The organism is Kribbella sp. NPDC049174 (genome assembly GCF_043197365.1).
Lineage (GTDB): Bacteria > Actinomycetota > Actinomycetes > Propionibacteriales > Kribbellaceae > Kribbella.
Genome location: NZ_JBICSZ010000009.1, coordinates 203,622 through 216,306, shown reverse-complemented (window position 1 = coordinate 216,306; position 12,685 = coordinate 203,622). Strand labels below are relative to the sequence as shown.

The window sequence follows — 12,685 nt, the reverse complement described above, 5'->3', positions numbered from 1 at the left end:
TGTGGCTGGCCGGCCTCTGGCGGGTTGGCCAGCCACAGGCCGTCACTCCGGGATCAGGTGCGCTGTGGCCAGTTGCGCGAGTGCTGCGGCCTGATCACCCAGTACGGCGTCGTCGAAGCGGACCACGCTCGAGTGGTTGGAGGGACCGTCCTCACCGACATCGTCAGGACGCGCACCCAGCATCACGAACGTCCCGGGCACCTCCTCCAGCACCATCGAGAAGTCCTCCGACCCCATCAGTGGGTTGTCGAACGGCGGCACCCGGTCCGCGCCGAACACCTCGCCCAGTAGCGCCGATGTCTCCGCCGTACGCACCGCATCGTTGATCGTCACCGGGTACTGCTTGCTGAAGTCGGCCTCGACTGTGCAGCTGTGGGCTGCCGCGATCCCCTGCGCCAACGCCGGCAGCTCCCGCGACAACTGGTCGAAGGTCTCGTTCGACAGCGTCCGCACGGTGGCACCGAGCCGAGCCGTGTTCGGGATGACGTTGACCGCAACCCCGGCCTCGAGTTGCGTCACCGTGATCACCACCGGGTCGAACACGTCCACCCGGCGAGTCGCGTACGTCTGCAACGCCAGCACCAGCTCCGCCACCACCGGCACCGGGTCCACAGTCGTGTACGGCGACGAGCCGTGCCCGCCCTTGCCGTGCACGGTGATGTGCAACTGGTTCGAGCCGGCCATGATCGTCCCGGGCCGGGTCTGGAACAGTCCCTTGGCGGCGTGCGACCAGACGTGGATCGCGTACGCGGCGATCGGCTTGTCACCAGTCGCCTGCAGCAGACCCTCCCGGATCATGTAGCCAGCGCCGCCCAGGCCTTCCTCACCCGGCTGGAACATGAAGAGCACATTGCCGTGCAGCTCCTCACGATGCGCGCTGAGCAGCCGCGCCGCACCGACCAGTCCGGCCGTGTGCAGGTCGTGGCCGCAGGCATGCATGTTCCCGTTGGTGGACGCGTACTCGAGATCGGTCTCCTCGACCACCGGCAGCGCATCCATGTCACCGCGCAGCAGCACCGTCGGCCCAGGCTGCCCACCCCGCAGTACGCCGACCACCGACGTGAGGTCCTTGCCGGTGCTGATCTCCAGCGGCAGTCCCCCCACCGCGTCCAGCACCATCGCCTGAGTCTTCGGCAGGTCGAGCCCCACCTCGGGAATGCGATGCAGTTCCCGCCGCAGATCGATCAGCCCGGGTGCGATGGCGGCAGCTTCCTCGACCAGGTTCATCAACTAGCTCCTTCGATTGCGGCGACGTCCGCCACCGTACCTGTCCGGGATTCCGCCGTACCGGGGTATTTCGTCGGTGGGTGTGGTTACTGTGGCTGGATGTTGTCGCCGCTGGGATACCACCGGGCTGTGCTGGCGTACGTACGCCGGGTGGACGAGCGCGCCTGGACTGCCTTGCGAGGAGGGCCGGTCGGCGGTGTCGGCGACGTACTCCTGCGGAACGCCTATCGGTTGGAGGAAGCGGCTCATCCGGTCGTGCATCAGGCTGGTCGCCGAGCGGCAGAGGCGTTGGGGGTGAACGCGGAGCTCGAGTTCTTCCAGGTGCAGGGTGAGGTCAACGCCTTCTACCTCCACCAGGCGGGCACGGCGGTGGTGGTCTTCGAGGGAGCGTTGCTGGAGAGGCTGGACCAGGACGAGCTGACCGCCGTGATGGGACACGAGCTGGCGCATCGGGTGTTGTGGGATGCGGAAGAGGGCGCGTATCTCGCGGTGGACCGGTTGCTGGACGCGGCGGCCGGTGACGCGCGGACACCACAGCAGTATCTGGAGACCCATCGGCGGTGGGGCCTCGCGACCGAGCTGTACGCCGACCGCGGTGCGCTGACGGCCTGCGGCGACCTCAGTGTCACGGTCCGCGCGCTGCTCAAGCTGCAGACCGGTCTGAGTGCAGTGGACCCCGAGTCCTATCTGCGGCAGGCGGACGAGCTCGACCTGAGCACCGGGAGCCGCGGCACCACTCACCCCGAGGGCGTCGCCCGCGCCTGGGCGCTGAAGAAGTGGCTCGCCGATGAGGACATGGAATCGTTGATCACCGGACCGCTCGACATCGACGCGCCGGATCTGCTCGATGCGGTCCTGCTGCGCGACCTGAGCCGGGAGTTCGCGGCCACGATCGCGCACACCGAGGGCCTGCGCACGGATTCGGTCGCCACCTTCGCGGCCGGGTTCTCGGATCCGCCCGGGCCGCTCGGCGTACCGGCTTCTCCAATGCTTCGCTTCGACGAGCCGGTGGCGATCCGACCGGTCGACGGAGCGCCGCTGCCCCGACCGAGGCCGGTGGTCGAGGCGACCAAGCGGTATCTCTGCTACCTGCTGCTGGATCTGGCGACCGCCGACCCGGACACCGGAGACGCCGGCCTGATCGCGTCGATGGTGATCGCCCGGCGCGCGGGACTGACGTCGTACGACGATCTGGCCGACGACGAGCTCGGCTGGAGCGACAAGCGCCGGGCGAAGCTGGCCAAGGCCGCGGACGAGGTGGTCGCGTGAGCGGCACGGACAGGTCGCCGTCGGCGGCTGCTGAGGATCTGGTCGCGCTGGCGGTCTCGCAGGGCGGGCTCGGCAACGACGCACTGCTGGCCGCGGTGCTGCCGCTGTTCCACGCGACGGCCGCGGTGCACGAGCGCGGGTTGATCGCGCCGCTGCGGGGGCTCGACCGGATCACGGTCGACGAGCAGACCCGGCTCGGCTTCGATCCTTCGGAGGCCGGTTGGCCAGTGCTCCACGAGGCGGCACTCCACGCGCGTGGCGGGCCCCGAGCGACAGCGGTCGACGTGATCGCGCACCGGCAGTCCGACGTGGATCTCGGCGAGAGCGGCGGCCTGCCCCGGACCACAGTGGTCGACTCGGTCCCGGCGGCGATCACCGCGCCGGTGTACGTGGCCGGTTGGCAGAGCTGGGAGCACGTGGTCGGCCACCACGACCCGCTCACCGACATCTTCAGCCTCGGCCAGTTGCTGATCGGCCTCGGCTGCGGTCTCGACCTGTCCCGGACCGAGGACGTCGCCCGGCTGATCGATGCCAGGGGCAACCTGTACGCGCTCGACCCGGGCCTGCACCCGGTCATCGTCTCGGTTGCCGCCCAGATGGCCGAGCCGGACCGGCACCGTCGCGCGCAGGACCTCCACTCCCTGATCGAGCAGCTGGAGAACTACCGCGACCAGCCGCTCGACTTCGACGTCGAGGCCATCACGCAGGGCGTGGCAGACCGTCGTACCGCCGTACTTCGAGCTTTGCGGGACCGGCTGTTCGACCTGTCCCGGCGTAACCGCCTGGTCAACTTCCGCCCCACCGCGCAGACGCTGAACCTGACCGAAGTGTCCGTCCCGCTGATGCTCGACGTCCGCACGATCCGCCCCGACCAGCTGTTCACCTGGCGCGACGACCTCGGCAAGCCCCTGCTCGACAAACCGCAGCCGCTCGGCAAGTGGATCCGGTACGACGAAGCGCCGTACGCCGCGAACGCGCTCGACAAGCTGATCGCGACCGCCCGGCGGGACCGAGCGGAGTACGGTCAGGACCAGCTGCGCCTGGTGCCGGCGTTGCTGCGCTGGCACGACCTGAAGAACGACCCGCAGACCCGACTCGCCTCGCCGCTGGTGCTGGCGAAGGTGGAGCTGCTGAAGAAGCGCGGCGTGCGCGACTCGTACACGCTGCGCATCACGGATCCGATCGCCGAGATCAACCCGACGCTGCGGCACCACCTGCACCAGCTCTACGGGATCAACCTGCCGGAGTACGTCGACCTCGCCGAGCCGGGCGCGATCGCGACTCTGCACGCGCGCCTCGCACAGGAGATCCAGGCAACCGAGCCGGGGCTGCAGCTGCACCTCCGGGAGAAGCCGCGGATCGACCTGGTCCGGCAGCGCGCGATGCTGAAGCTACGGAACTACCGCCGCCGGCAGCACGGCAACGCCGCGCACGAGTTCGGCGGCCGGCAGTACGCCTACTCCTACCGGCGGACCGACTACCAGCCGCTCGGCGTGCAGATCTTCCGCGCCCAGCTGGCCGTGCCGGACCTTCCGCTCGGCATCACGCTCGGCACCGAGCCGCGGCGGCCGGCCGTGATCGAGACCGACACGTACACGATCGACACCGAGGGCGGTCCGTACTCGTGGGACGTGGACCTCTGCGCGGTGTCATTAGCGAACTTCAACTACCGGACGCTCGGCCTGGTCCGGGACTACGACGAGCTGCTCGCCACCGGGCAGACGTGCCCGTCGTTCGACCAGCTGTTCTCCGACCGCCCGCGCCCGATCAGCAGCGCCCCGCCGGAGCTGCCGGTCGCCGAGCGACAGCTGGTGGTTCCCGCCGACGGCTCCCAGGTCGCGGCGATCGCGCGCGCCCAGCGCGGCGAGAGCTTCGTCATCCAGGGCCCACCGGGCACCGGCAAGTCGCAGACGATCACCAACATGATCGCGGACTTCGTCGCCCGTGGTCAGCGCGTCCTGTTCGTCTGCCAGAAGCGAGCCGCCCTCGACGTCGTCCACGCCCGCCTGGCCAGCCGCCGCCTGGACGGCCTGTGCACCCTGATCCACGACTCCCAGGCAGACAAGAAAGCCTTCGTCCACGGCCTCCGCGACACCTACGAATCCTGGCTCACCGCCGAAGACAACCTAGACGCCCTCACCACCCGCCGCGCCGACCTGCTCACCCGCGTCGACCACCTACTAACCACCGTCACCCACTACGAACAAACCCTAGCCACCGGCCACCCACCCCTAAGAGCCGTGGTCAACCGCCTGGCCACCCTCCACCCCTGGCCCACCCCCACACACCCCGCCTCCCGACCGGGCGACGCCGCACACCCCGGCTCCCGACCGGGCGACGCCGCACACCCCGCCACCTCACCCGGCGACCCTGCACACCCCGGCTCCCCATCCGGCGACCCTGCACACCCCGGCTCCCCATCCGGCGACCCCGCACACCGGCAGCCCGGCCCAACGCGCCTGCAGCTCGACTCCCCGCGTCAGCCCGGCAGCGACAAACCGACTGGCGTTTCTGCTGCGCAGCCCGACGGCCTGGCCCCGGACCATCGCCGGCTGATCCCGTCGCCGGCCGACTGGTGGCCGGCCCGGCCGGTCGTCCGCAAGCTCGCCCTGGAACTCGCGGCCGCCGATCCAGCCTCCGGCGGAATCCTCGCCCACACCCCCCTCGCCTTCGTCATCCCACTGCGCTGGGCCGACCCCGACGTACCCACCCACGCCCACGACCTCCAAACCGCCTGGACCGCGGTAGCCACCGCACTCACCACCGCAGGCCTCCCAACCCCCGCGCCCGCGAACCCTGCGCCCGCGACGCCTGCGAACCCCGCGCTTCCGGCGCCCGCCGACCCGGATCCGCACACCGACTGGTCGGTCAAGCAGGCAAGAGCACTTGGCGAGCTGGGCCGGGTGATCAGCCCACTCGTTGATCGCAACCTCGGCGCCGCCATCGACCCGCACTCTCCCGCAGCACAACGACTGACGGCGACGGCCGCCGAGCGAGAGCAACTGCTCACCGCGGAACGATCAGCCTGGGACGAGGCGTCCGGCTGGAGCGACCCACTAGCACCAGCCGACGCCAGATCCGCCCTCAAGGTTGCCCAAAGCAAGGAAGGCACCCTCTTCTCCTTCCTCAGCGGCGACTGGCGCAGGGTCAAGTCGCTGGTCCAAGACCGCTTCGACAGCACGACCCGGGCAGTCCGACCATCCGTCGCAGAACTCCTCACCGACCTGCTCACCGCCCACGATGCAACCGCGGCGGTGAAGCAACACACGGACCAGACCCTTCGCGAGTGGGGCACGGACGATCCCCGCTCGCTGCTCTCCCGACTGACGGCGATCCGCACGGATCCACAGCTCGCCGACTGGCGGGTCGCCCTGCAGGACGGAGTTCCCGCCGCCCTCGCCCGAGTCGCCGATGCCCTCGACCGCGCGGACGCATGCACGTCCGGCCTGCTGACAACGCAGCACGAGGACTTGACCGTGGCCGGCGTACGCGATCTGGCCAACAGGCTCGCATCCGCAGAGCCCGTCATCCGTGCCGTCGCCCCGGCGCTGCGAGAGCTCGCCGCGACCCCAGAGTCCGTCCAGACAGCGATGCGACGGTTCGCCGCAACGCCGGACCAACTCGAGTACGCAGTCTGCGCAGCCGAGTGGGAGCGTTCCCGAGCCGCCGCACCTCTGCAACTCTCGTCTGCCCGAGTGGATTCGATCGTCGGCGAGCTGAGCCTGGTCTACGACGAACTCAACACGCTCAACGCCGACCTCGTGGTAGCCGGCGTACGACGCCGATTCCTGACCGAACTGGCGCACTCCGAACTGAGCGTCAGCGGCATGTCGCCCGACGACCGCGACCGCAAGAAGACCTTCGCCACCGGCCGCCGCGAACTGGAACACGAGTTCGGCAAAGTCATGCGCTACCGCTCGATCCGCGACCTCGCCTCCGGCGCCCCGGGCGCGGTCGTCTCCCTACTCCGGCCGGTCTGGCTGATGAGCCCGTCGTCGGTGTCAGACACCTTGCCCCTGACTGCAGACTTCGACGTCGTCGTGTACGACGAAGCCAGCCAGATCCCAGTCGAAGAAGCCATCCCCGCCCTCCACCGCGCACCCCAAGTAATCGTCGTCGGCGACCAAATGCAACTCCCCCCAACCCAATACTTCCAAGTCCGCAGCGACCCCCTAGCCGCCCACACCCCCGCCACGCGCCCCACCCACACCCCGCCTGCAAACTCCACCAACACCCTGTCCACCCAGGTCCCCGTGCCCGGCGAGACCCACGTACCCGGTCAGGTCCCCGCGTCCGGGCAGTTCCCCGCGCGCATCACGACTGATCCGAATGCTGTGCCCGCGACGGGTTTCGGGAGCCCGACTTACGGTCCGCTCTCCACCACCTCTGCTGGTTCCGCCGGGGCGGATGGTGTCGGGTCGGTTGGGGACGGCTTCGAGGATGATGGTGCTGCTGAGCAGGTTGGCATTGCGTTGACCGAGGACAGCTTCCTGTCGATCAGTGCACTCCGCCTCGCCTCGACGATGTTGACCTGGCACTACCGCAGCCGGTCCGAGGCGCTGATCTCGTTCAGCAACGCCGCGTTCTACCAGCGCCGGCTGGCAACCGTGCCGGACCGGCTGCCCCCTCACGTCGCGCCACCGTGGACTCTGCGATCGGACGCACCCGCCCTGGCCGAGGTCTGCGACAGTCTCCTGGCCGGCAGCATCACCGCCGTTCGACTCGTCGACGGAACCTACGTACGCCGTACCAACCCCGCCGAGGCGCGGTGGATCGCCGGCCTGGTGCGTGAACTGCTCGCACGTCGTACCGGCAAGAGCCTTGGCATCGTCGCGTTCTCCGAGGCACAGCAGGGCGAGATCGAACGAGCGCTGGACGAACTGGCCGAGGCGGATCCGGAGTTCGGCGCGCAGTACGAGGCCGAGCAGGTCCGCACGCACGGTGAGCAAGACATCGGCCTGTTTGTGAAGAACCTGGAGAACGTGCAAGGCGACGAGCGCGACATCGTGCTGATGAGCGTCTGCTACGCCGCCGGGCCGGACGGCCGGATGCTGATGAACTTCGGCCCGATCAACACCGCCGGCGGTGAGAAGCGCCTGAACGTCATCTTCAGCCGCGCCCGCCAGCACATGGTCGTCGTCAGCAGCATCGAACCCGATGCCATCACCAACACCTACAACGACGGCGCCAACACCCTGCGCCGCTTCCTCAGCTACGCCACCGCGATCTCCCAAGGCAACACCGCCGCCGCCAAAGCCGCCCTGACCCCCTACGCCCTCGCCCACGACCGACGCTCCTTTGGCGGTGACGGGATGGCGGGTCGTTCTTCTGGTGGTGACTTGATTGCGAGTGGTTCGTCTGGTGGTGCCGGGGAGTTCGGGGCGGGTAGCGGGCTGGGTGACGCTGAACCCGGCGACCATCCTGCGGGTGCCCGATCCCGACGTCGCGGTGAACGAGAAGCGGCAGGACGAGCTGGTGGAGTGGCGCGGGACGCGGGGCAGCAGACGAGTCGGGCGGCCGGGGCTGCTGGTGCACGACCGGATGGTCGCTGGGTGACCGAGCAGGCAGACGCCGCTGGTGCGCGACCGAATGGTCGCTGGGCGAGTGAGCAGGCAGGTGCTGCCGTGGTCGAGCAGTTGCGGGTGGCGCTGGAGGCTCGTGGTGTCGAGGTGGAGACCGGGGTGGGCGAGTCGGTGTTCCGGTGCGACCTGGCGCTGAAACTTCCGGGTGACGCCGGCCATCGGCTCGCGGTCCTGGTCGACACCCCCGAACGCCTCGCAGCCGACTCACTGCTCGAGCGCCTCACCACCCACCCCCGAGCCCTCACCGCCACCGGTTGGCGCGTCCACCACGTACTCACCACCGACTGGACCCGCACCCCGACGACCGTCGTCGATCAACTCGTCGAAGCCCTCCACCGCCCAGTCGACAACTGACACCAACTTGCTCGGCGGGAGTGCGTCGGAGGCGGGGCGTGCTGGGTTGGAGTGGGACGCCGGCTGGGTCGTCTGGCGGGGTGGGTGCGTGTAGGTGTCGGCGGTTCCGTGGGTACCGCGCTCGTGCTGCCGGGGCGACGTGGGGCTGCGGGACTCGGCGGTGGGTTCTGCGGGTGGCTTGCGTGGCTGAGTTGGGGTGGGTGGTGGGCGGACGTTGGGTGGTGGGGATTGGTGAACCGGTCCGGGTGATCCGTCAGCGGGCTAGAGCTCTTGCGGGTGTGGGGTTGCGGGTGTGGGGGTTGGCCCTTGTGGGTGGGGTCGAGGGTGGATGGTGGGTTGGGGGAGCTAGGGCGGAGAGGGCTGTGTGGTGGGGGGTGGGGACGAGGCGGGATGGGGTGGGGGTGACGGGGGTGGCTGGGGTGGCTGGGGTGGGGAGGGCGCAGGCGGTGGGGTGGGGGGTGTGGGCGGATTCGGATGCTTGGAGTTCGGTGTGGAGGTGGGTTAGGAGGGCTCCGGTGGTGGAGCGGGAGCGGGCGGCGGCGAAGCCGGGTGGGTGGAGTTCGAAGGCGTCCAGTTGGGGGAGGGCGTTGCGGAGGTGGGCTTCGAGGCGGGCGCGGACTTCGACGGCTTCGGCTGGGGTGTCCAGGTCGGGGAGGCGGCTGGAGTTGTAGAGGAGGGTGACCAGGAGTGGTAGCTGGCCTTCGGCGGTTTGGCGGTTGAGGGCGTTGAGGACCTCGCCGCGGTTGAGGCCGGCGCGGTTCTCGAGGTCGGTGGTGAGGATGCGGACGGCGGGAACGTAGGCGGGGTAGTAGCCGCCGGACGTGACGTCGTTGATGCCGGGGGCAACTTTGTCCACGCCGAGACGGGTCAGGAACTCGTTCAGATGGTCCTGGGCCCACGCTTCGGCGACGCCTTCCTCGAGTTGGCGGCCGCCGGGCTGGGTGAAGGCGCCCCGAGCCGCCTCCTGGGTCGCGCCGGCAGGGCCGAGGAAGTGTGCCTGTTCATGCAGGATCGTGGCGAGGGATTCGCGGTAGCGCACGAGGTCCGGGATCGGCTGTTGCTCGCCGGAGCGTTCGTACATCTGCCGGAGGGGATCGAGGATGGTGTCACCGAGGTACAGCGTGCCGTCCCAGTGGGCGAGGCCGAGCACCTCGCCGGTGGCCTCGATGACCTGACCGTTCCAGGCGGACTGGGCCGCGCCGGACAGCGCGACCGCCTCCGGGCCACTGCGGGTCAGCAGGTCTTCCAAGGACGGTGCGGCGACCAAGGTGGCGGTCACGGCTGGTACGCCGTGGCCAGGCGGACGAGCGAGTCCGCGGAACGGAGCAGGTTCGCTTCTTCGCGGGGGTCGTCGCAGGCGGCCGCACGTCGGCGGAACTCGGCGATGAGCCACTCGGCTCGCGCCTGACGCTCCGCCGCTGTGGCCCGCACTCCTGTCGAACCGGCCTGAGCTGCAAGGGTTTCGTGTTCCATGTCTGTCCTCCCGAGGTGTGATCTCGGCGGAGAACATATGGAGATTCGCCCTTGCCCAGCCGACGAGTTTCCGAGCTGTGGAAAACCCCGGAACAGCCAGAAGAGCCCGACCAGCCAACGCAGCCAGAACAGCCAGAGCAGTCAGAACACAGCTAGAACAGCGTCGGAGGCTCTACCTCGACAGGCTCAGGCAGCGGCTCCAACCCAGGCATCCGCGTCCGAACATCGGAGTGGAACCGTCGAGCCAACCCGAGCGCCTCGACGTTGTCCGGTGTGTGCAGGAAGACGGTCGGCGACCGACCCTCGCCCAGCCAGTTCACGACCGAGTCGACGAGGTACGCCCACCCGTCCACGGTTTGCTGTACGTCGTCCGGGCCGATGTAGCGGACGATCGGATGAGCGGTCAGCGCGCGAGTACGGCGTACCACTCGGGGCTTCTTCATCCAGGCATCGCGTTCGGCGAAGCTCGTCGGCCGGTGCTGGAAGAGCGTGATCGTGTCGAAGGGGACCCATTCCGCGTCGACCCGGGCCAGGACCCGCTCGAGCAACTCTGCCGTCCGCGGATCGTCGAAGAAGGCGGGGTGGCGGACTTCGACGGCATACCGATAGCCACGCGGTGCCTGGTGGAGGAAGGCAGCGAGGGAGCCGAGGTCGGTGGGTGAGAACGAGGCGGGCAGCTGGATCCACAACGCGTGGTTGCGGTCGGCAAGTGGTTCGATCGCGCTGAGGAAAGCGCGGAGCTCCACCTCCACCCCGCTCAACCGGCGCTCATGGCTGATGAGCTGCGGGAGTTTCACCACGAAGCGGAACTCGGGTGGAGTCTGGGCTGCCCAGCCGGCGACGGTGGTCTGGGAGGGAGTGCCATAGAAGGTGGTGTTGCTCTCCACCGCGTTGCACCACGAGGCGTAGGCGCGGAGTTTCTCCCGACCCGGTTGCGGCCAGGCGGCATGGGTCCACTGCGCACACCCCACATGCAGCCGCATGGCACAAACCTATAGAAAGCCCCGCAGCCGGCCGAAGCCGACTGCGGGGCCAACACACGACTAACTCAGCGCTCGACCTCGCCGCGGATGAACTTCTCCACCAGGTCGCGGCAGACGTCGTCGGCGTACTGCTCCGGCGGCGACTTCATGAAGTACGACGACGCCGACAGGATCGGGCCGCCGACGCCACGGTCCTTGGCGATCTTCGCGGCCCGGATGGCGTCGATGATGATGCCGGCCGAGTTCGGCGAGTCCCAGACCTCGAGCTTGTACTCCAGCGACAGCGGGACGTCGCCGAAGTTGCGGCCCTCGAGCCGGATGAACGCCCACTTGCGGTCGTCCAGCCAGGCCACGTAGTCGGACGGGCCGATGTGCACGTTGCGCTCGTCGATCTCGTCCCGCAGCTGCGAGGTGACGGACTGGGTCTTGCTGATCTTCTTGGACTCCAGCCGCTCCCGCTCGAGCATGTTCTTGAAGTCCATGTTGCCGCCGACATTCAGCTGGTAGGTCCGGTCGACGGTGACGCCGCGGTCCTCGAACAGCTTGGTCAGCACCCGGTGCGTGATGGTCGCGCCGATCTGCGACTTGATGTCGTCACCGACGATCGGGACGCCGGCCGCGGTGAACTTGTCGGCCCACTCCTTGGTGCCGGCGATGAACACCGGCAGCGCGTTCACGAACGCGACACCCGCGTCGATCGCGCACTGGGCGTAGAACTTCGCCGCCTGCTCCGAGCCCACCGGCAGGTAGCAGACCAGGACGTCGACGGCCGCCTCACGCAACGTCGCGACCACGTCGACAGGTGAGGCCTCGGACTCGGTGATGGTCTCGCGGTAGTACTTGCCGAGGCCGTCGAGGGTGTGACCGCGCTGCACCGTGATGCCGGTCGGCGGCACGTCGCAGATCTTGATCGTGTTGTTCTCGCTGGCGCCGATCGCGTCGGCGAGGTCCAGGCCGACCTTCTTGCCGTCGACGTCGAAGGCGGCGACGAACTGCACGTCCTTGACGTGGTAGTCGCCGAACTGGACGTGCATCAGGCCGGGTACGCGCTCGTCGGGCTTCGCGTCCCGGTAGTAGTGCACGCCCTGGACGAGCGAGCTGGCGCAGTTGCCGACGCCGACGATCGCTACGCGGATCGAGGTCATCTGGGATCTCCTTGGGTAGGCGGTTGGTGCTGGTCAGGGGGCCGCTGTTGCCGCCGCTCGCCGTCGATCAGTTCGTTCAGCCAGCGGACCTCGCGCTCGGCCGACTCCAGGCCGTGCCGTTGCAGCTCGAGGGTGTAGGCGTCCATCCGCTCCGCGGTCCGGCTCATCGCTGCCCGGAAGTTGGCCAGCCGCTCCTCCATCCGGGCCCGACGGCCCTCGAGGATGCGCAACCGGGTGGCCGGATCGGTCCGGCCGAAGAACGAGAACCGGACGCCGAACGTGTCGTCCTCCCACGCCGACGGACCGGCGTCGTGCATCGCGTGCGCGAAGAAGTCCTTGCCGTCGGCAGTGATCGTGTAGACGATCTTGGGCCTGCGACCGGACTCCGGCGTACCGGAGTCGGCCGTGATCAGGCCGTTGCGGAGCATCGCCTTCAGACACGGGTAGAGCGATCCGAACGACAGCACGCGTCCCCAGCCGAACTGGGCGTTGACGCGCTTGCGGAGCTCGTAGCCGTGCATCGGCGCTTCATGCAGCAGACCGAGTACGGCGAGCTCCAGGACCCCACTGCGGTTTCCCATGACCCACCTCCCTCGGACTAGTTTGTCATGACCTGATGTATCGGTTCGATACATCGTGCCGCCACTGTAAG

General features: G+C 68.9%; 8 protein-coding genes. 2 read left to right on the top strand and 6 right to left on the bottom strand.

The window, feature by feature from the left end; all coding sequences use genetic code 11:
- Nucleotides 1–42: 42 nt before the first annotated feature.
- The gene (locus ACGFIF_RS35230) at nucleotides 43–1,227 is read right to left on the bottom strand and encodes a M20 family metallopeptidase (RefSeq protein WP_393160429.1); all 1,185 of its coding nucleotides are present in this window, start codon (nucleotides 1,225–1,227) and stop codon (nucleotides 43–45) included.
- 99 nt (nucleotides 1,228–1,326) lie between these two features.
- Here ACGFIF_RS35230 and ACGFIF_RS35225 point away from each other — a divergent pair, with 99 nt between their 5' ends.
- Nucleotides 1,327–2,496, top strand: a complete 1,170-nt coding sequence (locus tag ACGFIF_RS35225; protein WP_393160428.1) for a M48 family metalloprotease — start codon at nucleotides 1,327–1,329, stop codon at nucleotides 2,494–2,496.
- Nucleotides 2,493–8,432, top strand: a complete 5,940-nt coding sequence (locus tag ACGFIF_RS35220) for an AAA domain-containing protein (protein WP_393160427.1) — start codon at nucleotides 2,493–2,495, stop codon at nucleotides 8,430–8,432. Before ACGFIF_RS35225 ends, ACGFIF_RS35220 begins: the two co-directional genes overlap by 4 nt.
- A 253-nt stretch (nucleotides 8,433–8,685) precedes the next feature.
- Here ACGFIF_RS35220 and ACGFIF_RS35215 read toward each other — a convergent pair whose 3' ends face one another.
- The 5 genes from ACGFIF_RS35215 to ACGFIF_RS35195 form a co-directional block, all read right to left on the bottom strand.
- Nucleotides 8,686–9,711 carry a hypothetical protein gene (locus tag ACGFIF_RS35215; RefSeq protein WP_393160426.1) on the bottom strand — a complete coding sequence of 342 codons (1,026 nt, stop codon included), beginning with the start codon at nucleotides 9,709–9,711 and terminating at the stop codon, nucleotides 8,686–8,688.
- The gene (locus ACGFIF_RS35210) at nucleotides 9,708–9,905 is read right to left on the bottom strand and encodes a hypothetical protein (protein WP_393160425.1); all 198 of its coding nucleotides are present in this window, start codon (nucleotides 9,903–9,905) and stop codon (nucleotides 9,708–9,710) included. The genes ACGFIF_RS35215 and ACGFIF_RS35210 overlap by 4 nt, the downstream gene beginning before the upstream one ends.
- A gap of 152 nt (nucleotides 9,906–10,057) precedes the next feature.
- Nucleotides 10,058–10,888 carry a DUF72 domain-containing protein gene (locus tag ACGFIF_RS35205; RefSeq protein WP_393160424.1) on the bottom strand — a complete coding sequence of 277 codons (831 nt, stop codon included), beginning with the start codon at nucleotides 10,886–10,888 and terminating at the stop codon, nucleotides 10,058–10,060.
- Between the two features lie 65 nt (nucleotides 10,889–10,953).
- On the bottom strand, nucleotides 10,954–12,033 hold the full coding sequence (locus ACGFIF_RS35200; RefSeq protein WP_393160423.1) for an inositol-3-phosphate synthase: 1,080 nt from the start codon (nucleotides 12,031–12,033) through the stop codon (nucleotides 10,954–10,956).
- Complete coding sequence (locus ACGFIF_RS35195; protein ID WP_132211483.1) at nucleotides 12,030–12,614, bottom strand: PadR family transcriptional regulator; 585 nt, start codon at nucleotides 12,612–12,614, stop codon at nucleotides 12,030–12,032. The genes ACGFIF_RS35200 and ACGFIF_RS35195 overlap by 4 nt, the downstream gene beginning before the upstream one ends.
- Nucleotides 12,615–12,685 lie beyond the last annotated feature (71 nt).